The organism is Streptomyces sp. NRRL WC-3618 (assembly GCF_001280005.1).
Lineage (GTDB): Bacteria > Actinomycetota > Actinomycetes > Streptomycetales > Streptomycetaceae > Streptomyces.
Genome location: NZ_LGDW01000259.1, coordinates 25,727 through 50,256, shown reverse-complemented (window position 1 = coordinate 50,256; position 24,530 = coordinate 25,727). Strand labels below are relative to the sequence as shown.

The following is a 24,530-nucleotide window of genomic DNA, read 5'->3' as shown; positions in this document are numbered from 1 at the left end:
CCGCGTGCCCCGGCGGCCCCGCATCGAGCGGGGTCGCCGGGGCGCCGACGGCGGGAAGAACATCCGGTACACCTCGTCGAGCGCCACCAACCAGCCGTGGCGGTTCCTGCCCAACGCCGACGGCTCCTTCCGCCTCGCCGCCCGCCGCAGCGGCAAGGTTCTCGACGGCCCCGGCGGCTCCGCCCAGGGCACCCAGCTCGTCCAGTGGCAGGACACGCGGCGACGACCAGCGGTGGAAGCTCGTCGACGCGGGCGGCGCCTACCACCGGCTCGTCAACGTCGGCAACGGCTGGTGCGCGGACGTCGCAGACGGCTCCACGGCCGACAACGCCCGAGTCAGCCAGTGGCCGGCCGGTACCGGCACCAACCAGCGGTGGCAGCTCGACGCCCTGTGACGGAACGGTGCGGTGCGGAGTTCCCCGGCCGCACCGAGGCCCGTCGCACGCCTTCGGTCCGGGCGCGGAGAGCGTCCTCGGCAGCGACCTCGGCGCACAGATCGGGGCGAGGGTGTCGTCATCGACGGCCCTCAGGGCGGCGCCCGTCACGTGCCGGCCGTAGTCCATCGGAACAACCACCCCGCCGGCCTGGTCGGGTGCCGTTCTGTGAACAGTCAGGAGAGAACCTTGTCCGAACCGATCAGTCGCCGCAGAATGCTGTCCGGCATGGCTGCCATGACGGTTGTCGCCGCCGTCTCACCGACGCTGGCGACACCCGCACACGCCGCCACCTCCTCCCCCCAGCCGCTGCCCCTTCTCCCGCTGCGGATCCCCAAGTCGGAGCTGGGCGTCGAGCAGCAGTCCAACGAGAAGCTCCAGTGGCTGCAGGACGCCAAACTGGGCATGTTCATCCACTGGGGGGTGTACTCGGGCCCGGCCAAGGGCGAGTGGTACATGGAGAACTCGGCGGTCACGCCGGAGAACTACAAGAAGTACTTCACCGACGCGACCAGCGAGCAGTTCACGGCGAGCGCCTACCAGCCGGCCGACTGGGCCCAGTTGGCCAAGGACATGGGCGCGAAGTACACCGTTCTGACGACCCGTCACCACGAGGGCTTCGCCCTGTGGCCCTCCACCCACCCGAACGCCTTCCATGCCGGTCAGGCCCCGATGCAGCGGGACCTGGTCGGCGAGTACGTCACCGCCGTGCGCGACGCCGGGCTCAAGGTGGGTCTGTACTTCTCCCCGATGAGCTGGCGTTACCCCGGCTACTACGACGTCACCGGCACCAACTGCCTGCCGAACAAGTGGGGTTACACCACCGATCCCGCGCACAAGGAGAACGCGCGGATCATGAAGAACGAGGTGTACCAGCAGGTCAAGGAGCTGATGACCAAGTACGGCAAGATCGACGACATCTACTTCGACGGCGGCTGGCTGGGCCAGCAAGGCGCGGACGCGGACGCCGCCTTCTTCTGGGAGCCCGGAAAGGTCCGCGACAGCGCCAATCAGTGGCCGGTGGACGCCGCCTACAGCGATGCCGACTCCGCCACCGGCAGTGCCCTCGGTGTGATGGGCGTGGTGCGCAAGCACCAACCCGACGTCGTGGTGAATCCGCGCTCCGGCTGGATGGGCGACTACATCAGCGAGGAAGGCGGTTCGATCCCCACCGGCGCCATGCGCACAGGGCTTCTGTCGGAGAAGAACTTCACCATCTGCGGCACCTGGGGCTACAAGGCCGGCGCAACGGTGATGAGCTTCGGCACCATCATGAACATCCTGGTCAACTCCTGGGTGCGCAACATGGTCTGCCTGCTCAACATCGGTCCCGACCGGACCGGGACGGTCCCCGCCGACCAGGCCGCAGCGGTGCGCCGGGTCGGTTCCTTCCTGACCTCCTGCGGCCAGGCCGTCTACGGCACCCGCGGCGGCCCCTGGCAACCGGTGGACGGCAAGTACGGCTTCACGTCCAAGGACAACACCTTCTACATCCACCTGCTGCCCGGCTACAGCGGCACCTCCTTCACCACCCCGTCGATCGGGGACGCCCAGGTCACCCGCGTCTTCGACGTCGCCGCGGGCACCGACCTCCCGTACACCGTGGGCGCGGACGGCGGGGTGACGATCACCGGCATCAACCGCACCCGCATCCCCGAGGACAGCGTCGTCGGGGTCACACTGGACCGCTCCGTGCAGCCGGCCGACATCGCCGCCGGCAAGACCGCGACCGCCGACAGCGAGGAGACGTCCAAGGGCAACACCGCGGCCAAGGCGGTCGACGGCTCCACCGCCACCCGCTGGTGCGCGAACGACGGCAGCACCGGCCACTGGCTCAAGGTCGACCTCGGCTCGACCCGCCCGCTGACCGGCACCCGGATCTCCTGGGAACTGGACAAGACCAACTACCGGTACAAGGTCGAGGGCTCCACCGACAACAGCACGTGGACCACGCTCGTCGACAACACCGCCACCCCCGGCACACGCCAGGTCCAGACGGCCGCGTTCCAGGCCCAGGCACGGTACGTCCGCGTCACCGTCACCGGGCTGCCCGCCGGGGTGTACGCGTCGATCCGCAACCTGGAGGTCTACGACCGTCCCTTCACCGCGGACCTGGGCACCTACAAGGTGATCAACCGCAAGAGCGGCAAGGCACTGGACGTCGCCAACGCCTCGACAGCGGACGGCGCCACGCTCATCCAGTGGCCCTACGGCGGCGGGACCAACCAGCAGTGGAGCCTCCTGCCGAACATCGACGGATCGTTCCGGCTGGTCAACGCCAAGAGCGGCAAGCTCCTGCAGAGCCCCGACGGCACCCAGGGCGCCACCCTGACCCAGTTGTCCGACAACGGCGGCGACAACCAGTGGTGGAAGCTGGTCCCCTCGGCCACCAGCGGCTACTACCGGCTCGTCAACGTCCGCACCGGCTGGTGCGCCGACGTCGCCAACGCCTCCACCGCCGACGGCGCCAACGTCATCCAGTGGCCCTCCACCGGCGGGTCCAACCAGGACTGGCAGGTCCTCGCGCTGTGACGGCGCATGGCAGGGGCGCGCCGCGGGACGGCGCGCCCCTGCCATGCCCCCGCTCCCTGAAACGCAACCGGAGTCAGCACCATGGGCTGTCCGAGCAGCCTCTCGACCGCAGACGGTTCCTGACCGCGGCGGCACTCGCGGCCGTGGAGCTCATGATGGCCGCTCGGTTCTCATGACCAGCGGCTCGATGCTTATCCCGACAAACAAGGAGAGTTGACAATTCATGAGCGATATTGGCCGCAGTCAAGGCTGATTGTTTACTGATGAAGGCCGATGATCCGCACGTTCGTGCTACGTGATCACTCGATCGTGACTTCCACCCCTCCCCCGCCCGCCCTGTCGTGATGCTGGAAGGAACGGCGTATGACCGACGCCGGGACGGGAACGGGGATGGGGAGCGGCATGACGCACTCAGCGGGACCAGCGGGACGACGCGGGGGCATGGACGAGCGGGCAGTGCTCCTCGTCGCCGGGCTGGCCGATCTCACGGTGAGCACGGTGGGTTCGGCCGTGGGGATGGTCCGGGGCCTCCTGCGCCGCTCGGACACCGCCGAGCTGGCAGCCGAGGCCGAGCACGACCTGATCGCGCGCGGGCGCCTGGTGCTGGACCGCTACGCGGCCGTACCCCCGGCCCATCTGGAGATCCTCGCCCGGCACGCGCTGGCCCGACGGGCCGCCGATGACGTATGACCGGTGGGAACCGACCGCGTTCAAGGCCCGCGTCGACGAGGTGTTACAGCCGTTCGTCGCCCAGGAGGCCGACCGGTTCGCGGCGATCGACCCGCTCCTCGGCCCGGTGGCCGAGCAGTTGGAGGCCGCTGTAGCGGACGGCAAACGGATGCGGGCGGCGTTCTGTTACTGGGGCTGGCGCGCGGCGGGACAGCCGGACAGCGAGGCGCTCGTACGGGCGGCGGCCTCCATGGAGCTGGTCCATGCCGCAGCCGTCGTGCACGACGACCTCATCGACGACAGCCCGTTACGGCACGGCCGGCCCACCCCGCATGTCGCTCTGCGCGGTGCCGTACGCCGTCGCCCGCGTGCCGTAGCCACCGCGAGGTCGCTGGCGATGCTGGTGGGCGATCTGCTGATGAGCATGGCCGGGCAGCTGTTCACCACCAGCGGTCTGCCCGCCGCGTATCTGGCCCGGGCCCGCCCGTTGTGGTCGGTGCTGGCCCGGGAGCTGATCGCGGGCGAGTGCCTGGAGATCCTGCACACCGGAGCCGAGCCGGACGTCACGGCGTCGCTGAAGGTGATCCGCTACAAGACCGCCAAGTACACCGTCGAGCACCCCCTGCTGATCGGCGGCGCTCTCGGCGGGGCGGGCGAGCGGCTGCGCGAGGGCTACTCCGCCTACGGGCTGCCGCTGGGCGAGGCGTTCCAGCTGCGGGACGATCTGATCGGCCTGTTCGGCGACCCGGAACGCACCGGCAAGGCCAACGCCGACGACGTACGCGGCCAACGGCCCACGGCCCTGCTCGCGGAGACCTGGCGTACCGCCGGTGACGGCGACCGGGAGCAACTGCGCGCCCTCCTGGGCCGGCGCGACGCGGACGGGGAGGCCCTGCACGCCGTACGGGAGGTGATGAGCCGGCTGAAGACACCCGACCGCGTAGAGGACATGATCACCGCGCGGGTCGAGGAAGCCCTCGGCGCCCTCCACGAGCTCGACACACCCCCGTACGCCGCCACCGCCCTGACCGCGCTGGCGCACTCGGCGACCATCCGCCTGTCCTGACTCCCACCCGCCCGACGTGGACGCCCCGTTGAAGTCCGCTGAAGACAAGGACCTTGCCGTGATCTACACCGAGGCATCGATGGACCCTCTGCGCCAGGCCGGTGACGAACTCGCCGACGCCACCGTCGCCGCACTCTTCGCACGCGGGGAGGTGGGCAAGTTCAACGCCCTCATGCGCTACGTCTCCACCGCCGGCGCTCCCCTGCCGGACGGGCTGCCCGATGTCGCCCGGGAGTACCTCGAGGCCACGAGCGTCCCGCCGGCCTGGGTCGACTGGGGGGAGATGGAGAAGGCCCGGCTGTTCTTCATCGACAACAACGTGCACATCTCCACCGCCCTGTCCTTCGCCTCCATGCCCGCCTGCTACGTCGTCCCGCACGTGGCGAAGCTCCTGTCGGCCACCCACGGGCTGAAGTACCCGTCCAAACGGATGGCGGAGACCGGCCAGTTCACCGTGTACCTGATGCGTCCCGACGCCTTCGAGGCCGGCGGCCGCTTCATCCCCGCCGCCCAGAAGGTCCGTCTCCTGCACGCCTCCATCCGCCACCACCTCGTACGCGAGAACCGCTGGGACACCGGGACGCTGGGAACGCCGATCTGCCAGGAGGACATGATCGGCGGGCAGATGTTCTTCTCCATGCTGGTGCTGGACTCCCTGCACCGCCTGGGCATCCACATGTCCGCCGAGGGCGCCGACGCGTACTTCTACGCCTGGCGGGTCGTCGGAGCGATGCTCGGCGTCGACCAGGACGCCGTCCCCAAGTCCCTCGACGAGGCCCGCCAGTTCCTCGACCTGTACATGATCCGGCACATGGGCCCTTCCGAGGAGGGCACCCATCTGACCCGACAGCTCATCGACCTGTACGAGGAAGTCGTACCCGGCACTCTCTTCGACCCGATCGTCTCCGCGCTGATCCGTCACCTCGTCGGCGACACCTGCGCCGACTGGCTCCAGGTGCCCCGCACCAACTGGGACACGGTCGTCAAGGCCGTCCCCCACCTGCTCGGCGTCCTGGAGACCGTCGAGGACCGCTCCCCCCTCGGCGCCTGGGCCCTGGACCGCCTCGGCCACCTCACCACCGTCCTCCAGCTGTCCTCCCTCACGCGCGGGCGGGTCATGCACTACGCCATCCCCGAACAGCTCAAGAAGGAGTACGGCATCTCCGAGGCGCCGCCCCGCACCCACCGGTGGACCCCGCCCACCGCGACGGTCTCCACCCGGCCCAAGGCTCACTGACCCCACGAAAAAGGGGTGGGCCCCCGGCGCCGAGAAGCGGCACCGGAGGCTCACCCTTGTACGGGCCCGGAAGGGATCAGATCACCCGAAGGCCAACTTGTCGTTCCACCCGGACCCGATGACCGTCTTGACCGGACCGTTGGTGTTGGTGGTCGACGGGTGGTAGACGGACATGTGCCCGTCGGACGCGAACCGCGCCCAGATGTCCGGGATTCCGTCATTGCTGATGTCCGGAATCCCGACCGCCGTGCTGACGTTGGCCTCCGTCCAGCTGTTGCCGAACGGCTCGTCCCCGTTGACGGCACTCGTGGCCAGCATCAGCGAGTTGAGGTCCACGCTGCCCGCCGCCGTACCCGGCTTGCCCCGCCGGAGGTACATGTTGCCGTTGTCCAGGTTGCGCCAGAGCAGGTCGGCCACACCGTCCTTGTTCATGTCGGCCAGGTTGACGACATCGCGGCGGGCCCAGGCGTCGGCGTTCAGCTGTGTCGCCGTCTGGATGCTGGCGCCGGTGTAGCCGGAGAGCACCCACAGGCCGGCGGCGTTGCGCAGGACCAGGTCGGGCAGCTTGTCGCCGGTGATGTCGCCGAGGGCCTTCAGCTGGATCCAGGTGGACGGCGCCGGGGCGTTCGACGGCAGGCGGATCTTCATCCGGTGGGCGACGTCGAACGAGCCGTAGCCGTCACCGGGGTAGAGCCAGAAGCCGCCGTCCGGGGTGCGGGCGAACAGGTCCGTGGTGCCGTCGCCCGGGTAGGTGTCCTGGTAGTGGGCGATCAGCGCGGCCTTGTTGCCGAGGGTCGAGGCGGCGTCGTACCAGTGGCCCGGCGGGTTGAGGGTCGCCTTGCCGTCGGCGGCCCTGGTGTACGACGAGGTCAGCTGGCCGTACAGCTCGCCGTCCGGCTGGCCCGGGTACGTTCGCAGGACACCGTCCGCGTCGATGACGAGCAGGTCGGGGGTGCCGTCGCCGCCCGTGTCGCCAGGGGCGTCGGCGTTCTCCTTCGGCGGGACGTACGTCGTGTGGTCGGTGCGCGCGCTCGGGTTGCCGAGGCTGTCGTAGGCGTACACCTGGAGGGTGTTGGGGCCGGCGTTCGGGGGTTGCAGGTCGGGGACGGTGGCGTTGCCGTTGGTGTCGGCGTTGACCGGGACCGGGGCGACGCCGCCCCAGGCCCAGGTGAACTTCTTCGCGCCCGGTGACGAGAAGGTGACCGGGCCGGTCTCACCGAAGTTCACCGTCGCCCACGTGGCGCCGTCCGAGGTGGACCGCAGCCACACGTCACTGGTGACGACCGGCGTCGGGGGGCCGGAACCGTCGATGGTCACGGCGCACGACGTGCTGCCGGGCGGGAAGTAGCTGGAGACCGCCGAGGTCGGGGTGTCGGAGTCCTCCGCGCGCACGTCCCAGTAGTAGGTGGCCTTGTCCTCCAGGGACGTCGACTGGATGATCGTCGAGGCCCAGCCGCTGCTGAGGTTGGTGGCCAGGACGCCGGTCGGGGCGGTGGTGCCGGCCTTCCAGAAGCGGAAGCGCAGGCCCTTCAGGTTGCCGTCGGGGTCGGTGGCCTTCGCTTTCAGGGTCAGGTTGCTCTTGCCGACCGTGCGGCCCGGGGATCCGATGACGCAGTCGCCGCCGGGGACGGTCTCACCGTCGGTGGGCTCGTTCGGCTTGCGGTTGTAGACGGCCTCGACGGTCGCGGAGGTCGCCCGGAACTTGCGCCAGGTCTGGGTGTCCGACTCGCTGCTGGCCCGCATGCCGAGGGTGAGGGTCGAGTGGCCGTTGTCCGTGGCGTACTGGGCGGCGTCCCTGACGTTGAAGGCCTCGTACTCGTCCGGGCAGGAGCTCGACCAGCCGTGCGCGAAGGACTTGCGCTGGAGTTCGTCGGACCAGCTCGGCTGCGCGTTCCACGTCGTGCCGGACGAGATCGGGCCGGTGCGCCAGATCTGGAACTCGCGGGTCGTGCAGGACCAGGAGTGGTTGTTGAGCACCTTGAAGGTCGCGGACTTGATCTCCGCGCCCTTGATGGCGCTCGACCAGTCCATGCGCCAGAACGAGCGGGCGGTGCCGCCGGTGTCGCTCTCGTGGCCGACGCGGGCGTCGGAGGTGCCGGAGGAGAAGTTGGTGCCGTTGAAGAAGCTTGTGCTCGGGTACGGCTTGTAGGCCACCGTCCAGGCGTCCCAGCCGGGGTTCAGCGGCGGGTCGACGAAGACCGGGTAGGTGACGTCCGCGCGGCCGGCCAGACCGGTGGCGGCGAAGCCGAGTTCCAGGCGGGCGGTGCCGGTGTTCGCGCCGTCCAGGCTGATGGGGAGGGGCGCGGACTTGGCGCCGGGCTCGACGCCGGTGAGGCCCGACAGCTTCAGCACGTCGGCCGGGGTGGCGACCGCCGTACGGTTCGGGGTGCCCGGGGGCAGCTCGGGGTCACGGCCGCTGGAGTCCCAGGCGAACGGGGTCGGGATCGAGCCGATCTCCTTGCCGCCCTTGTCGAGGACCTGGACCCGGGTGGCCCTGGTGTCCCGCCGGAACACGGCGGTGTCCGAGCGCAGCCCGTACGAGACGGTGGCGAGCGCCTTGTTCCGTGCGGCCTCGGGGGTCTTGACGATCAGGACCTGCGCCATGCCGCCCTCTTCGCGGGCCACGAGCAGCAGGTCGACGTCGGGCAGCACCTCCGAGTAGAGGGCGCGCGGTCCGTCGAGCACCGGCTCGGGCAGGGGGCCCGGCCAGGTGTACGCGACGGTGTGGCCGCCGAGGCCGACCTCGGCCAGCACGGTCTCGCCCGGGGTCCCGGTACGGGCGAACGAGCGGTCGGCGCGGGCCTTTCGGAGGGTGCCGCTCGCGAAGCGCACCGGTACGACCGGGTTCCCGGGGGCGATGCCAAGGCCCTTGGGTGCCTTGGCGGTTCGCTTGAGGGTGTTGTCGACCGGCGCCCACTTCCCCTTGGCGTTCTTCGCCCGGGTCGGGGTGGCCGTGATCCGGCTCTTCAGGTGGCCGTCGGGCAGTGCCCACGTCAGCGTGGTGGCCGTGGTGGCCGTGTCGACGAGCACCTGCCTGCCGGTGCGCCGGGCCTGGGCCATCGCGGCGGCCTCGTCGCGTGGTCCCGTCGAGGCGGGGGTGGCGTCGGTGGAGTTGGTGGCGCCGTCGGCCTCGGCCGGGGTGGAGTCGGCCGGGTGCCACCAGGGCAGCAGGGCGGCGGTCAGGGCGGCCAGCACGAGGCCGAGGGTCAGGGACAGCCGGGTGCGCGTGCGCACGAAGGGGCTGAGATATCGGGGCGGCGCGGTCACGGCGGTCTACTCCCGTGGGAACCAAGCGGATTGAGGGCAGCACAGACAGCCCCGTTCGGCAGGCCGTGGGGCAGAAGGCGCGCATACGATCACACATTCGCCGTATCACGTCCATGTATGAAGAAGTTAAGTGTTTGTTATGAACTTACGAAAGAGGTGTGGCGGTGTGTCAGGTGCGCCTGATTTCAAGGCATTTCTGGAGCCCTATTGATCATCATCGAGCGACTTACCCGATCTGACCGATAGTTCACGGACAGCATGATCCGGACCGTTTCACCCCGTGGCTCAGATCACTTCCGAGGCCGGTTCGGACCCTCGGCCGATCTTGAATTGTGTGGCGGACATGACGGAGAGTGCGCACGCACGCGCCTGAGCCAGGCGTGTGTTTTTTGGTGTTTGCGCACCTCGTCATTTGAACGAACTGCCAGGGGTGGGAGTCGACGCGTATGCGTGCTTCAGGTCCGCTGTCATGGCTGAGGCATGGACGCCCAGCCCTGACGGAGTCACAACGAAGGCGCCGGCGGCGAAGCCGCACGGCGACCGTTCTTCTGCTGTCCTCGACCCTGACCGTGACCAGCCTGGGCGGGGAGGCGCTGGCCGTCCCCGACCCCGGTATGAGCCGTGAGAAGTCGATCGCCAAGGTCGACCTCCCGGACCTGCCGGAGGCCACCGAGGTCGAGGGCGACGAGGCCGCCGACAAGACCCTGACCCTGGCCCCGGAGAACCCGGTCGACCCGTACACCCCCGGCGCCGTCGCGCCGTGGACCTCCGGTACCGGCAGCGCCACCCTCTCCACGGGCGACGCGCCCGGCACCACCAAGCCGGTCAGCAACAACCTGCCGGTCGCCATCGGCGTCCCGGCGGGCGGTGACCCGGCCGGCCTCGCCGGCAACTGGACCGTGGGCGTGGCACCACAGACGACCTCGCAGGACGCGGGCGTCTCCGGCATCGTCATGAAAGTCACCCCGCCGGCCACCGTCGACCCGGCCGCCGAAGTGGCGATCAGCATCGACACCACGGGCTTCGCCGACCTCTACGGGCCGCAGGCCGCCGACCGCTTCGGTCTGATGCTGCTGCCCGAGTGCGTCTACTCCGCCCCGACCGAGGGCGACTGCGCCGACGGCGGCGGTGTCACCACGATGTCCGTCTCCCAGGGGGACAAGGACGTCAGGAACGGCAAGCGGAACTTCCAGCGGCTGCGCAGCACCGTGCGGACGGTGGCCGCCAAGGACGCGCCCACCAGGTCCACCGCGGCCAAGAACGCGAGGACCCGCAAGATCCTCGGCGGCAGCGTCCCGGTCTCCAGCCTCGTCGGCGAGGGCTTCGTGCCCGCCGAAGCCGCGCGCGCTTCCCAGGCCTCCTTCCGCGACGGCGTCCAGCCCGCGGTCGCCGCGAACGGCGGCGCCGCCATCGGTGGTCTCGACACCGGCTCGTCGGCGTCCGGTGACTTCACGGCCTCGCCGCTGCTGTCCTCCGGCTCCTGGGCGTCGGGCTCGTCCTCGGGCGCCTTCACCTACTCGTACCAGGTGCAGACCCCGGAGACCGCCGGCGGACTGATGCCGAAGGTCGGCCTGGCGTACTCCTCGCAGTCCGTCGACGGCCACACCTCGTCCACGAACAACCAGGCCTCATGGATCGGCGACGGCTGGGACTACAACGCGGGCTCCATCACCCGTACGTACGCCAACTGCCGCCAGGACTCCAAGAAGGCGGGCTCCAACAACTCCACCCACCGCACCGCGGACCTGTGCTGGGGCTCGGAGAACGCCACCCTCTCGCTCGGCGGCCTGACCACCGAGCTGGTCTGGGACGCGACCAAGGGCCCGCTGGGCGCCGACGGCAAGCCCACCGGCAAGTGGTTCACGGCCAACGGCGACGGCTCCACCGTCCAGCTGGTCAAGGGCGAGAACACCGGCAACGGCGCCAAGGACGGCGAGTACTGGGTCGTCACCACCAAGGACGGCACGAAGTACCACTTCGGCAAGAACAAGCTGCCCGGCTGGTCCGACCACGGCACCGCCGCCGACGACCCGACCACCCGCTCGGTGCTCACGGTCCCGGTCTACGGCAACCACGCGAACGAGGACTGCTACAAGGGCCCGACAACCACCGACTGGACCAACTCCTATTGCACGCAGGGGTGGCGCTGGGGTCTCGACTACGTCGAGGACGTCCACGGCAACGCCATGTCGCTGTGGTGGAACAAGGACCAGAACTACTACGCCCGCAACTTCAACTTCAAGGACCCGGTCGTCTACGACCGCGACGGCTGGCTCGACCACATCGACTACGGCCAGCGCGCCGACAGCGTCTTCACGAAGGCCGCCCCGGCCCGGGTCGGCTTCAGCGTCAAGGAGCGCTGCTACACCGTCGAGGACGTCACCTGCTCCGAGGACAACTTCACGTCCAAGGACCCGCGTAACTACCGGCCCTGGTTCGACACCCCGGCCGACCTGCGCTGCGAGTCCGGCAAGAAGTGCTGGAACGCCGGTCCGTCCTTCTGGACCCGCAAGCGCCTCGACAAGATCACGACCTCGGCCCAGCGGCGCACCGACACCGCCGCCCGCCAGGTCGTCGACGAGTACCAGCTGAAGCAGAGCTTCGCCAAGCTGCTGACCGGCCCGAACACGGCCCTGTGGCTGGAGTCCGTCCAGCGCACCGGCTACGCCCGCAACGGCTCCACCGACGCGAGCGTCACGCTCAACACCGTGCGGTTCGAGCCCAACGCCGAGGACATGCCGAACCGCGTCAAGGCGGTCCACGCCTCGCGCCCCGGCTTCTCCCGGCTGCGTATCGGCCGCGTCGTCAACGAGTACGGCGGTGAGACCGTCGTCACCTACAAGAAGATCGACGGCGACTGCCTCACCGGCGACCTGCCGCTGCTCGACCAGCGGCCCGGCGAGACCCGGGACGCGGCCATGGCCCGGCTGCAGGCCCAGCTCAAGACGAACAACCGGCTCTGCTACCCGTCGTTCTGGAACCCCGACCCCGAGGTCGAGGACATCGACTGGTTCCACAAGTACGTCGTGGACACCGTCGAGGAACTCCCGAACATCGACGGCGACTTCACCACCAGGACCGAGTACGCGTACAAGAACCCGGCGTGGAAGCTCGCCGAGGCCGAGTTCACCAAGAAGTCCCAGCGCACCTACTCGCAGTTCGCGGGCGTCGAGCAGACCACGGTCCTGACGGGCCCGGTCAACGAGGACGGCGCCCCGGACACCGCCGACCAGCGCTCCAAGTCCGTCACCCGCTTCTTCCGGGGTCTCGGCGACACCGTGTCCGTGAAGGACATCACGGGCGCCGAGATAGCCAAGGACGAGGAGCCGTTCGCCGGCCGGATCGCCGAGGAGCTCAGCTACACCGACTCCACCAAGGCCGACTCCGACTGGCTGACCCGCAGCATCACCAAGCCCGCGGCCACCGAACTCGCCCGGCGCGACCGGGACGACGGCCTGTCGCCGCTGCGGGCCTGGCGGGTCACGGAGCCCGAGGAGACCGCGTACACCAAGTCGTCCGGCACCAACACCGACGACCCGCGCACGGTGCGCTCGGTGAGGACGACGACGACGTACGACCCTACGTACGGTCTGCCGACCCTGGTGGAGTCGCTGGGCGATGCCACGAAGACCGGTGACGAGTCCTGCACCAAGTCCGAGTACACGCACCAGACCGACCGGAACCTGATCGGTCTCAGCAAGCAGGTCCTCGTCTCGCCCACCACCTGCGCGAGCGCGAACTGGAGCGACCTCAGCACCCTGACCGGCGCCACCCGTACCGCGTACGACGGCGGAACCTACGGCGCGGCGCTCGCCGCCGGCAGCCGTGGCCTGGCGACGGAGACCTGGTCCCTCAACGGCACCGGAACCGGCTTCCAGACCAACGGGACGAGGGGTTTCGACGAGGTGGGCCGGGTCGTCCGGCAGACCGACCCCGACCAGCTGACCCAGCCGTCCCCGAAGTCCTCCACGATCAGCTACGTCTCCGAAGGACCGGCCACGGGGCAGGTCTTCAAGGTCATCACGACCAACCTGCTCGGTCACAGCCAGATCCAGGAGCTGGAGCCGGGCCGCTCGACCACGCTGAAGACCACGGACGCCAACGGGCATGTGAGCGAGGCGAAGTACGACCCGCTGGGCCGGCTCGCCGAGGCCTGGGCCCCGGGCCGCACCCCCGGCAGCGGCGTACCGGACTTCCGCGCGGTCTACACGATCCCGGCGGAGGAGACCGACCCGGACGACAGCAAGATCAAGATCCGCAAGCCTCCGTACGTCACCACCTACACGCGTGGCTACGAGAACCGGATCGAGACCTCCGTCACCCTCTACGACGGTCTCGGCCGCGAGCGGCAGAACCAGGAGGAGGCGGACAACGACTCCGGCTGGCTGATCACCGACACGCTGTACAACAACTCCGGTGACGTCTACCAGACCAACAACGCCTACCTGACCGACGAGGCCAGACCGGGCGAGCTGTTCACCCCGGTCTCCGACACGGCCGTCCCCAACATCACGCGCTACACCTACGACGGCCTCGGCCGCGTGCTCCAGGAGACCCCGTACATGAAGTACGTGGACCCGATCTCGAAGGAGAGCATGTCGAAGGCGTACCCGGAGCGGGCCGTCCGCTACGAGTACGGCGAGGACTGGTCGAAGGTCATCCAGCCCGCGGGCGACTCGTCCTACCGCGTCTACACCGACGCGACGGGCCGGACCATCCGTACGGACACCTTCAACCCGGCGGCTCCCGGCGGGTTCACGTCGACGCGCTACGAGTACGACGCGAACGGCCAGGTCGCGAAGGCCACCCCCGCCGCGGACCCGACACACCCGTGGACGTGGACGTACGACCACAACGGCCGGATGGAGACGTCGACCGACCCCGACGCGGGCACGACCCGTACGGAGTACGACGCCCGCGGCCGCGTCCTCACGACGGCCAACGCCCGTGGCGTCAAGGTCTGGAACGGCTACGACGAACTGTCACGGCCGAAGCAGCAGCGCCTGACCGGCTCGACCGGCCCCCTGCTCGCCGACTTCACGTACGACACCGCCCCGGGTGGCAAGGGCATGCCCGCCACCGCCACGCGCTACACGGACACGCTGGCGTACACGCAGTCGATCGGCGGCTACACGAGGGACTACCAGCCGACCTCGACCACCGTGTCGCTGCCGCAGTCGATCGTCGACACGTGGGGCTTCGCCAAGGACTACACGTACGACTACTCGTGGTCCGACAACGGCATGCTGGAGGAGCAGACCGTCCCGGCGGTGGGCAAGTTCACCTCGGAGAAGCTCGTCGTCCGCTACAACAAGGACGGCAACCCGCTCTCCATCTCCGGCAAGGACTGGTACGGCTCGGAGACTGCCTACGACGCGTACGGCCAGGTCCTCCAGTCGACCCTGGGCGCCCAGCCGTACCGGGTCTGGACGCAGGCGTCGTACGACGAGGGCACCGGCGAGCTCAAGGAGCAGTCGGTCTACCGCGAGAAGTCCGGCGCGGGCGCGGACACCTCCGTCGTCGGCGGCAACCTGGTCTCCAACCGGGCGTACACCTACGACCCGGCGGGCAACGTCACCTCGATCCAGGAGAAGTCCGTCGGGATCGAGGAGCGGCAGTGCTTCGTCTACGACCCGATGGGCCAGCTGAAGTCGGCATGGACCTCCGGCGACCAGGCGAACTGCACCACCCCGAAGAAGGCCGACGGCACGCTCAACGTCGCCGCGGGCAAGGACAACTCCGGCTACTGGCAGGAGTACGAGTACGACCTCCTCGGCAACCGCAAGCAGCTGACCGAGAAGGACCTCACGGGCGCCACCGGCAAGGACGCCGTCAGCACGTACGCGTACGGCAAGGCCGACGGCACCCAGCCGCACACGCTCACCAAGGTGACGAAGAACTACACCACCCCGGCGGGCGCGCAGGTCAAGGCCGAGGCCACCCGTCTGTACGAGCTGACCGGCGAGACCAAGTCGGTCACCTCGATCCAGAACGGTGACAAGCAGGACCTGACCTGGACGCCGGACGGCAAGATCGACCGGATCACCGGCGCGGGCAGCGGCGGCAGGACCCCGTACGTGGGCCTGGCCGACAAGTGCCTCGATCTGAAGTCCGGGATCGCGGCCGCCAACCAGCCCATCCAGCTCTACGCCTGCAACGCCACGGTGGCGCAGAACCTCAAGTTCACGCCGACCCCGGCTCCCTCCGGGGGCACGCAGTCCGACCCCAACCGGGGCGCCCTGTCGTTCTACGACAACTGGTGCCTCCAGCCCACCGCGAACACGGTCGGGTCGGCGGTCCAGATCCAGAAGTGCGGCACCACGTCCGCGCAGGTGACCGCTCAGGAGCTGAGGCGCGGCGCGACCGGGCAGCTCACCCACATCGCGTCGAATCTGTGCCTGGCCGTCCAGGGCGCGAACTCGGCCAACAGCACACCGATCGTCCTGGCGACCTGTGACAGCACGTCCGCGCAGCTCTGGCAGCCGCAGAACGACACCCGTCACATCTACGGCGCCGACGGCAACCGTCTGCTCACCATCAAGGGCAAGCAGGCCACGCTGCATCTGGACGAGGCCGAGGTCACCGTCCAGCAGGGCGGTGTCCTGGTCAGCACCCAGCGCACCTACACGGCCCCCGGCGGAGCGGTCATGCGCTACGCCTCCGGCACCGGTGGGGAGACCCTGGTCGCCCAGACCTCGGACCACCAGGGCAGCGTGTACACGGAGGTCGCCCTCAACGGGACCATGCCGGTGCGCATCCGCAAGCAGGACCCCTTCGGCAACGAGCGCGGCACGGCCAGTGCCAACCTGCAGAGCCACAAGGGATTCCTCGGCAAGACCAGGGACGACGCCTCCGGCTACCAGCCGCTCGGCGCACGTCTGTACGACCCGGTGGTCGGACGTTTCCTGTCCGCCGACCAGATGCTCGACCTGAACGACCCGCTGCAGTCCAACGGGTACGCCTACGCGCAGAACAACCCGGTCACGTACTCCGATCCGACCGGTCTGGCGATCAACCTGAGCGCCTCGGAGAAGGCCGCGGCCCTGGCCGGCGCGGGGCTGTCACCGGCGCAGGTCGCGCAGGCGCAGTCGACGATGGGCAAGTCCCTGACCTCGGTGATCCTGGCCGTGGCCTGGGAGACCCTGAAGGACTTCATCGGCATCAACGACGCCATGGCCTGCTTCGGCGGTGACATGTGGTCGTGCGGCAGCATCATCCTGGACGCCATTCCGTGGGCGAAGCTGGGCAAGATTCCGTCGGTCCTGAAGGCGATCAACCGCACCATCGACGCCATCCAGGCCTTCAAGGCCGCCAAGAGGGCCGCGGAGGCCGTCCTGAAGGCGGCCAAGGCCGCGGAGGCGGCCGCGCTACGGGCCAAGAAGCTGGCCATCGAGAAAGCGAAGAGAGAGGCCGCGCAGAGAGCCAAGAAAAAGGCGGCCGAGGCCGCCAAGAGAAGAGCCGACGCGGCGGCGGCCGCGAAGCGGAAGACCGGTAACCCGGCGCAGAAGCAGGCGCAGGCCAAGGCCGCTCCGAAGTCCTCCTCCCACTCCGGTGGGGGCGGCAGGAGTTCCGGCGGCGGCAAGGGCTCCGGCGGCGGTGGCGGCGGCAAGTCCGGCGGTTCCTCCCGCAGCAACGGCGGCACCAGCGGCAGCGGCGGCTCGGGCAAGGCCGCGGACTCGCCCGGCTGCAACAGCTTCGTGCCCGGCACGAGGGTGCTGATGGCCGACGGCTCCACCAAGGCCATCGAGAAGGTCAGGACCGGCGACAAGGTCATCGCGACAGACCCGACGACCGGGGAGACCCGCGTCCAGACGGTCACCGCCGAGATCAGAGGCAAGGGTCTCAAGCGCCTGGTCAGGCTCACCGTCGACAGCGACGGCAGGGCCGGTTCGAAGACGGCCCGGATCACCGCGACCGCGGAGCACCCGTTCTGGGTTCCGGAGCTGGGCCGGTGGCTCGACGCCACCGACCTCGAGCCGGGTCAGTGGCTCAGGACCAGCGCCGGTACGCATGTCCAGATCACCGGCGTGCAGCGCTGGACGGCGCTGGACACCACGGTCCACAACCTGACCGTCGGCGACCTGCACACGTACTACGCCCTGGCGGGCGCGGCACCTGTCCTGGTTCACAACGACAGTTGCCCGACCGGCGGTGGCAGCGGCAACAGCCCGACCTATGTGGGCACGCCCAAGGACCCCGGAGTTCCCCGCCTCGTCGACGAGATCGAGGCTCGTTATCCTGGCCACGTGGTGGCGGTCGAGATCAAGATCGTCGGCGCGGACGGGAAGGACATCACCGACTTCGACATCGTGACCCGCAACGCGGTGATCCAGGTGAAGACCGGCGGCGGATCGGGATCCAAGAAGGACCACCAGCGATACGAGTCGGCGACCGACTACCCGGTCATCAGTTTCATCTGGCCGAGCAAGAAGTTGAAGCCGTCAGTCGTCCGGGGGCAGGAACAGCTGGGCCAGATGGTCACGACCGATCTCGACGAGCTTCTCGCGGTGATCGCCCCATGAGAAGCGGTGATCGCCCGATGAGAAGAGGGAGGTAGCCATGTCCTGGCCTTCCGTGGTCCTGCTGGCGAGCGCACACGAATGCGCCGCCATCGAGGCCGAGGTGCGGTCCCTCGGAGTCGGAAAAGACCCGCTCAGTGACGGAGACTTCCTGCACTGGAACGGGAACTCCTACGCCCTGGACTTCTCGGGCGACGTCCTGTCGGACTTCGAGCCCGAGGACATCGAGGACATGCGGCAGCGGATCGGTGAAGAACCCCGTGCGATCTACGTTTCCTGTCAGTCCATGGACGCGGCGCGCACGCTCCTGACCTTCACGCTCCGGAACTTCTCGGGCCTGATCGACACGAACCACGGCGACGTCATCGAGTTCGCCGAGTTCGTGGACCTGGTCGAGAAGCACCCTCAGTGGGACTGGCGCCGAACGGAGGTCGCCGAGCTTCTCGGCGGGCCTGGCGACGCCTAGACCCACACGGGGTTGCGCCCCTACAACGAGGAAGGCCCCGCCGAATGGAGACATTCGGCGGGGCCTTCCGGCGCCCGGCCCCGGACCGGACCCGGATGATCAGCCAGATCGGAGGACCACGAAGGGTAAAAACATGCTCGAACTACCTCAAGAGGAGATGATTTACCCAGCGCGGGTGCACCTGCCCGGCGTCCCCCCTGACCATGAAAAGGCAGATCCGACCATGTCGAAGCAACCACGTCCCTCCGAGTCACCGCACGGAAAGGGCCCCAGCCGTCACCAGGGCCCCGAGCAGCACGGCTGGTCGCCCGATGTGGATGACACACGCCAGCAGGACAACCCGAGCGCCCGCCGTTCCTTCCACGCGACCGAGGAGGCCGGTGAGAAGGGTAGGGGCCGGACGAAGTCCCGCGAGGAGACGAAGTCCGTCCCGGGTGACACGGCCGAGAGCCGCGGTGCTCGCGGTGAGGAGTACGGCGACGCGGATGAGAAGGGCAGACGCGACACCGGACGCCGGGGCCGCTCCCAACGCCCCAGCGGCACCAAGGACGCCTCCGCCACGACCGGCGTGGACCCGCAGGACCCGCCGTCCGAACGCCGGCCGCGTTAGCGAGTCCTTCGGCGCCCGGACGGCCGGGTCGACGCGTGGCACCCGTGTCAGCAGATGCGCGGCAGTTGCTCCCCGATCGGCAGATCGACCACCCGCGTTCCTCCCAGGCCGGTCCGGGCCACGACCATGCCGGGGTGCGCCTCGACGGCCTCGCCGATGATCACGGATTCCGCGCCCAGCGGATGGGCCCGCATCGCCTCGAGAACGGCGTCGGCGTGCTCGCGCGGGACGAAGGCCACCAGCTTGCCCTCGTTGGCGATGTACATGGGGTCCAGCCCGAGGATGGCGCAGGCGTTGGCCACGGCCGACGGGACCGGGACGTCACGCTCCCGGATGACCACTCCCGTTCCGGAGGCCGCCGCGATCTCGTTGAGCGAGGCCGCCAGGCCGCCTCGGGTGGGGTCGCGCAGGACGTGCAGATCCGGGGTGACGGCGAGCATGGCCTCGACCAGGCCGCCGAGCGCCGCGCAGTCGCTCGCGATCTCCACGCCGAACTCCAGGCCCTCGCGCACGCTCATGACCGCCACCCCGTGGACACCGATGGCGCCACTGACGATCACGACGTCGCCGGGGACGACCCGCTGGGGACGCAGATCGACACCCGCCGGGACGAGACCGATGCCCGCCGTGTTGATGTAGATCCCGTCGCCGTGGCCGGCCTCCACCACCTTCGTGTCGCCGGTGGCCACCTCCACACCGGCGGTGCGCGCGGCCGCGCCCAGCGCCTCGGACACCCGCGTGACGACGTCCAGCTCGACGCCCTCCTCCAGGATGAATCCGCAGGAGAGGTAGGCGGCGCGGGCGCCGCTCATGGCGAGGTCGTTGACGGTGCCGTTGACCGCCAGGTCACCGATGCTGCCGCCGGGGAAGAACAGCGGCCTGACCACGTAGGAGTCGGTGGAGAACGCCAGCCGGGCACCGCCCAGCGAGAGGACGGCGGCATCGCCCATCTGGGCGAGCACCTCGCCACCGAAGGCGGGGGCGAAGATCTGCTGGACGAGCTCGGCGGAGAGGACTCCACCGCCGCCGTGGCCCATGACCACCCGTGGCCGGTCACGCAGAGGCGCCGGGCATGTCCACGCCTCGATGTCCAGGGCGGCGCTGACGGGGAGATCGGTGGTGTCAGACAACGGGGCTCGCCTCCCGAACCGTCGTGGTGGCGGGCAGGTCCAGACGCCGGTAGAGGTAGTACGCCGCGCAGGCGCCCTCGCTGGAGACCATGGTGGCTCCCAGGGGGGTGCGGGGGGTGCACAGGGTGCCGAACGCCTCGCACTCGTGCGGCTTGAGCAGCCCTTGCAGGACCTCTCCGCTGCGGCACTCGGCGGGTTCGGCCGTCTGGATTCCACTGACCGAGAAGCGGTGCTCGGCGTCGTGGTCGCGGTACTTCGACGACAGCCGCCAGCCGCTGTCCGGGATCACCCCGATACCCCGCCAGGCACGGTCGGTGATCTCGAAGACGTCCTCCAGCATGGCCCGGGCGGCCGGGTTGCCCTCCGGGCGTACGGCACGGGCGTAGGCGTTGTCGACGGTGTGCTCACCGCGCTCCAGCTGACGGACGGCGCGCCGCACGCCTTCGAGGATGTCCAGCGGCTCGAAGCCCGTCACGACGATCGGCACCCGGAAGCGTTCGGCCAGCTCCGGGTACTCCCCCACGCCCATCACGCTGCACACGTGCCCGGCCGCGAGGAAGCCCTGCACACGGCAGCTCGGCGACGACATGATCGCCTCGATGGCCGGGGGTACGCGGACGTGGGACACCAGCATGCTGAAGTTCTTGACGCCGAGCTTTCGGGCCTGATGGACCGTCATGGCGTTGGGCGGCGCCGTCGTCTCGAATCCGATGCCGAAGAACACCACCTCGCGGTCCGGGTTCTGCTGCGCGATCCGCAGCGCGTCGAGCGGCGAGTAGACGACGCGAACGTCACCGCCTTCCCCGCGGACCTGGAACAGGTCCCGTCCCGTGCCCGGCACCCGCAGCATGTCGCCGAAGGAGCAGAAGATCACTCCTGGCCGGGAGGCGATCTCCAGAGCCTTGTCGATGACCTCCAGCGGGGTCACGCACACCGGACAGCCCGGCCCGTGGATCAACTCGACCTGCTCCGGCAGGAGTTGGTCGATGCCGTGCCGGATGATGCTGTGCGTCTGTCCCCCGCACACCTCCATCAGGGCCCACGGCCTGGTGACCGTGGCGTGGATGTCGTCGAGGAGCCGTCGTGCCAGCTCCGGGTCCTGGAACTCGTCGATGTACTTCACTGGTTGCGCACCTCTTCCACCGGGTCCACGCCCGCCTCCACCGCCGCCGTCTCCCAGGGGTCGCCGAACTCCTCCTGCAACAAGCCGAGTTCGGCGAAGAGTTCGAGCGTCTGGCGCGCCGACTCCTCGTCCAGCCGTTGCAGGGCGAACCCGACGTGGACGATGGCGTACTCGCCGACCTGAAGGTCGGGCAGGTACTCCAGACACACCTCCTTGACCACTCCGCCGAAGTCGACGTTGGCCATCCGGGTGCCGTCCCGTTCCTCGATGTCCAGCACTCTGCCGGGTACCGCCAGGCACATGAGCCTCTCCTCGCTGTGGGGTCGCGCGTTGCTCAGTCGACGGGAGTGGCCCGGGCGGCCACCATCAGCTGGCCCAGCGCCAAGCCGCCGTCGTTGGGCGGCACCAGACGGTGCCGCAGGACCGTGAAGCCGTCGGCGCGCAGGGCGGCGGCACAGGCCGAGGAGAGCAGCGTGTTCGCGAACACGCCTCCCGTCAGCGCGACCGTGTCCAGCCCGTGCCGCTCTCGCGCCCGCGCGCAGACCAGACGCACCAGCTCGGTCACGCCCCGGTGGAAGCGGGCCGCGACCACGGCCGGCCCGACGCCCGCGCGCAGGTCGGCGACGATCGCCGCGAGCACGGGCGCCGGATCAACCCGTACGGCACCGCTGCCGTTCTCCCCCGAAGCGTGCAGGGCGAAGGCGTACGCGGTCGTGTCCTCGGCGGGTGCGTGCAGAGCCGCCCCCTCCAGCTCGATGGCGGCCTGTGCCTCGTATCCGGCTCGGTGACACACGCCGGCGAGAGAGGACACCGCGTCGAAGAGCCGGCCCATGCTGGACGTGGGGACACAGTTCAGGCCGCGTGCCAACTGCCGTTCCAGGAGCCGGAGTTCGTCGGGCGGGCAGGCGGCCGTACAGGCCAGGTCGGCGGACCGGTCGATGCCGGCCGCCCGCAGATGGGCCAGCGCCATGCGGTACGGACGGCGCACCGCGGCGTCGCCGCCTGGCAGCGGGACGTACGCGAGGTGTCCGAACCGGGTGAAGCGCTCGTAGTCGGCGAGCAGGAACTCCCCGCCCCACACGGCACCGTCGTCGCCGTGACCGGTGCCGTCGAAGGCGACGCCGATCACCGCCGCGGTGCCGTCGAGCCCGTGCTCAGCCATCGCGGCGGCGACATGCGCGTGATGGTGCTGGACGCGCACGACGGGCCGGTGTGCCGCGTTCCGGTCGGCCCAGCGGGCGGAGCGGTAGCCGGGATGCCGGTCGGACACCAGGGTCTCGGGCCGCACCCCCGTGATGGACTCCAGCTGCGTCACCGCGCGCTCGAAGGCACGCTGGGTACCGACGTCGTCCATGTCGCCGATGTGCGCCGAGAGCCAGGCGTGGCGTCCGGCGCCCAGACAGAAGGCGTTCTTCAGGTCTCCGCCGACAGCCAGCGCCGGCCGCACGGGCAGCGGGAGGGAGATCGGCAACGGGGTGTAGCCGCGCGAGCGGCGGATCACCATCGTCTCCCCGTCACAGACGCGGACCACGGAGTCGTCGCAGGGGACGTGGATCGGCCGGTCGTGCGTGAGCCACGCGTCGGCCAGCCGCGCGAGCCGCTCCAGTGCCTCGGTGTCGTCGGTGACGATCGGCTCACCGGACACGTTGCCGCTGGTCATGACCAGCAGCCGGGGTCCGTCCGCGTCGCCCGGCAGGCCGAGCAGCAGATGGTGCAGGGGTGTGTACGGCAGCATCACACCGAGGTCGGGGCTGCCGGGCGCGACGGCCTCGGCGGGCCGGGGGTCCCCGGCGGCGTAGGACGGGTGCGGATGCCGCCTCATCAGGACGACCGGCCTGATCCGGTCCTCGAGCAGGGTCCGCTCCTCGGGGCTCAGCCGGACGAGGTGCCGGACGTCTTCGGCGGACCGGGCCATGACGGCGAACGGCTTGTCCCCGCGTGCCTTCCGCCGTCGCAGGAGCGCGACCGCCGTCTCGTTCGTGGCATCGCAGGCCAGGTGGTAGCCGCCCAGTCCCTTCACGGCGAGGATCGCGCCGTCCGCCAGTAGTGCGCGCGCCCCGGCGACCGGGTCCGCCCCCGGGACCTCCTCGGACGGGGAGAACAGCAGCCGCAGCCGCGGCCCACAGGCCGGGCAGGCGACCGGCTGCGCGTGGAAACGGCGGTCGGCGGGATCCGCGTACTCCCGGGCGCAGTCGGGGCACATCGCGAAGCCGGCCATGGTGGTGTGGGACCGGTCGTAGGGCACGCCGGTGACGATCGTGAAGCGCGGGCCGCAGTGGGTGCAGTTGACGAACGGATGGCGGTACCGCCGGTCTGCCGGGTTGGCCAGTTCGGCGAGGCAGTCGGCGCAGGTGGCGGAGTCCGGGGAGACCAGGGTGCGGGCGGGCCCGCCGGTACGGGAGGTGAGGATGGTGAACGTGGTGCCGCCGGCGGGAGGCATCTCCCGGTGGTGGACGGACTCGACGCGCGCCAGCGGGGGCGCCTGGACGGCGATCCGGTCGCAGAACCGGGCCACAGCCGAGGCGGTGCCCTCGACCTCCACGACGACGCCTTCCGGGGTGTTGCTCACGTGCCCGGCCAGGGCGAGTTCCGTGGCGAGGCCGTACAGGTAGGGCCGGAAGCCGACGCCCTGTACGACGCCCCGGACGGTGACCCGGCGGCGTCGCGGAATGTCCTCCGTGACGGCGGCCGGCGCCTGCGGACCGCTCACGAGTGGGTGTGCGCCATCGTGCCGGTGACCTCCGGGTGCGCGTGGGTGTGACCGCCGCCCGCGTGCGTGTGACCGTGCTGCCGGGCCATGACCGGCGCGTGGACGGGTGCGCCGGCCGCGGCTGCCATCGCCCGGTCGAGCAGCGCGCCGACTCCCTGCCCCCGGCGTGCCGAGGTGAGGATCACCTCGACTCCCGGGTTGACCCGCTCGACGTTCGCGCGGAACGCGGCCTCGTCGAACTCGACGGCCTCGGCGATGTCGGTCTTGGTGATCACGACCAGGTGGGCGAGCCCGAAGGCGGTGGGGTACTTGAGCGGCTTGTCCTCGCCCTCCGTCACGGAGGCGAGGGTGACCCGGAGCGTCTCCCCCAGGTCGTACGAGGCCGGGCAGACCAGGTTGCCGACGTTCTCCACGAACAGCAGCCGGGTGTCGTCGGGCAGCCACCCGTCCAGGTGACCGGCGAGCATCCCCGCCTCCAGATGACACAGCCCGTCGGTGAGCACCTGCTTGACCGGGACGCCCGAACGCGCCAGGCGTGCCGCGTCGTTCTCGGTGGCGAGATCGGCGCTCAGCGCCGCGACGGGAACGGAGCGTTCCCGGGCCCGCAGCAGTTCACGTTCCAGCAGCGCGGTCTTGCCGCTGCCGGGGCTGGACAGCAGGTTGACGACGGCGGTGCCGCGATCCGCGAGAAGGGCGCGCAGTTCGTCGGCGCTCGCGTCGTTCTTGGCGAGTACGGCCTGGCGCAGGTCGACGACACGACACATGGT

At 69.9% G+C, this 24,530-nt stretch carries 13 protein-coding genes and 2 pseudogenes; 9 read left to right on the top strand and 6 right to left on the bottom strand.

What is annotated here, in order from left to right; genetic code table 11:
- Nucleotides 1-4: 4 nt before the first annotated feature.
- The 6 genes and pseudogenes from ADL01_RS46445 to ADL01_RS22145 form a co-directional block, all read left to right on the top strand.
- Nucleotides 5-148, top strand: a pseudogene (locus tag ADL01_RS46445) (hypothetical protein); the annotation flags it as partial.
- Nucleotides 149-284: 136 nt separating this feature from the next.
- A pseudogene (locus tag ADL01_RS47855) lies at nucleotides 285-395 on the top strand (RICIN domain-containing protein); the annotation flags it as partial.
- Nucleotides 396-662: 267 nt separating this feature from the next.
- Entirely contained in the window at nucleotides 663-2,966 is a 2,304-nt protein-coding gene (locus tag ADL01_RS22160; RefSeq protein WP_078960688.1) for an alpha-L-fucosidase, read from the top strand.
- Between the two features lie 402 nt (nucleotides 2,967-3,368).
- Complete coding sequence (locus ADL01_RS22155; protein WP_053743792.1) at nucleotides 3,369-3,656, top strand: hypothetical protein; 288 nt, start codon at nucleotides 3,369-3,371, stop codon at nucleotides 3,654-3,656.
- Nucleotides 3,646-4,701, top strand: a complete 1,056-nt coding sequence (locus tag ADL01_RS22150; protein WP_053743775.1) for a polyprenyl synthetase family protein — start codon at nucleotides 3,646-3,648, stop codon at nucleotides 4,699-4,701. The genes ADL01_RS22155 and ADL01_RS22150 overlap by 11 nt, the downstream gene beginning before the upstream one ends.
- A 58-nt stretch (nucleotides 4,702-4,759) precedes the next feature.
- Nucleotides 4,760-5,938, top strand: a complete 1,179-nt coding sequence (locus tag ADL01_RS22145) for an oxygenase MpaB family protein (RefSeq protein ID WP_053743774.1) — start codon at nucleotides 4,760-4,762, stop codon at nucleotides 5,936-5,938.
- Nucleotides 5,939-6,019: 81 nt separating this feature from the next.
- Here the strand turns inward: ADL01_RS22145 and ADL01_RS22140 are convergent, their stop codons facing one another.
- Entirely contained in the window at nucleotides 6,020-9,205 is a 3,186-nt protein-coding gene (locus ADL01_RS22140) for a DNRLRE domain-containing protein (protein WP_053743773.1), read from the bottom strand.
- Between the two features lie 569 nt (nucleotides 9,206-9,774).
- On the opposite strand from ADL01_RS22140, the gene ADL01_RS22135 reads away from it, so the two are divergent.
- The 3 genes from ADL01_RS22135 (at nucleotide 9,775) to ADL01_RS22125 (ending at nucleotide 18,800) form a co-directional block, all read left to right on the top strand.
- The gene (locus ADL01_RS22135; protein WP_234354749.1) at nucleotides 9,775-17,727 is read left to right on the top strand and encodes a polymorphic toxin-type HINT domain-containing protein; all 7,953 of its coding nucleotides are present in this window, start codon (nucleotides 9,775-9,777) and stop codon (nucleotides 17,725-17,727) included.
- A gap of 37 nt (nucleotides 17,728-17,764) precedes the next feature.
- On the top strand, nucleotides 17,765-18,190 hold the full coding sequence (locus tag ADL01_RS22130; protein ID WP_053743772.1) for a hypothetical protein: 426 nt from the start codon (nucleotides 17,765-17,767) through the stop codon (nucleotides 18,188-18,190).
- 223 nt (nucleotides 18,191-18,413) lie between these two features.
- On the top strand, nucleotides 18,414-18,800 hold the full coding sequence (locus ADL01_RS22125) for a hypothetical protein (RefSeq protein ID WP_053743771.1): 387 nt from the start codon (nucleotides 18,414-18,416) through the stop codon (nucleotides 18,798-18,800).
- Nucleotides 18,801-18,847: 47 nt separating this feature from the next.
- Here ADL01_RS22125 and hypE read toward each other — a convergent pair whose 3' ends face one another.
- The 5 genes from hypE to hypB are packed head-to-tail and all read right to left on the bottom strand — an operon-like array spanning nucleotide 18,848 to nucleotide 24,527.
- Nucleotides 18,848-19,930, bottom strand: coding sequence for a hydrogenase expression/formation protein HypE (gene hypE, locus ADL01_RS22120; protein WP_053743770.1), 1,083 nt, complete (start codon nucleotides 19,928-19,930; stop codon nucleotides 18,848-18,850).
- On the bottom strand, nucleotides 19,923-21,053 hold the full coding sequence (gene hypD / locus ADL01_RS22115) for a hydrogenase formation protein HypD (protein WP_053743769.1): 1,131 nt from the start codon (nucleotides 21,051-21,053) through the stop codon (nucleotides 19,923-19,925). Before hypD ends, hypE begins: the two co-directional genes overlap by 8 nt.
- On the bottom strand, nucleotides 21,050-21,355 hold the full coding sequence (locus tag ADL01_RS22110; RefSeq protein ID WP_078960686.1) for a HypC/HybG/HupF family hydrogenase formation chaperone: 306 nt from the start codon (nucleotides 21,353-21,355) through the stop codon (nucleotides 21,050-21,052). The genes hypD and ADL01_RS22110 overlap by 4 nt, the downstream gene beginning before the upstream one ends.
- Nucleotides 21,356-21,387: 32 nt before the next feature.
- Nucleotides 21,388-23,763 carry a carbamoyltransferase HypF gene (gene hypF / locus ADL01_RS22105; protein ID WP_053743768.1) on the bottom strand — a complete coding sequence of 792 codons (2,376 nt, stop codon included), beginning with the start codon at nucleotides 23,761-23,763 and terminating at the stop codon, nucleotides 21,388-21,390.
- Nucleotides 23,760-24,527, bottom strand: coding sequence for a hydrogenase nickel incorporation protein HypB (gene hypB / locus ADL01_RS22100; protein ID WP_053743767.1), 768 nt, complete (start codon nucleotides 24,525-24,527; stop codon nucleotides 23,760-23,762). The genes hypF and hypB overlap by 4 nt, the downstream gene beginning before the upstream one ends.
- Nucleotides 24,528-24,530 lie beyond the last annotated feature (3 nt).

Bases quoted from the DNA above. Each gene is read 5' to 3' on its own strand.
- ADL01_RS22160 (WP_078960688.1), top strand. From the start codon at position 663: ATGGCTGCCATGACGGTTGTCGCCGCCGTCTCACCGACGCTGGCGACA.
- ADL01_RS22155 (WP_053743792.1), top strand. From the start codon at position 3,369: ATGACGCACTCAGCGGGACCAGCGGGACGACGCGGGGGCATGGACGAG.
- ADL01_RS22150 (WP_053743775.1), top strand. From the start codon at position 3,646: ATGACGTATGACCGGTGGGAACCGACCGCGTTCAAGGCCCGCGTCGAC.
- ADL01_RS22130 (WP_053743772.1), top strand. From the start codon at position 17,765: ATGTCCTGGCCTTCCGTGGTCCTGCTGGCGAGCGCACACGAATGCGCC.
- ADL01_RS22125 (WP_053743771.1), top strand. From the start codon at position 18,414: ATGTCGAAGCAACCACGTCCCTCCGAGTCACCGCACGGAAAGGGCCCC.
- ADL01_RS22110 (WP_078960686.1), bottom strand. From the start codon at position 21,355: ATGTGCCTGGCGGTACCCGGCAGAGTGCTGGACATCGAGGAACGGGAC.
- hypB (WP_053743767.1), bottom strand. From the start codon at position 24,527: ATGTGTCGTGTCGTCGACCTGCGCCAGGCCGTACTCGCCAAGAACGAC.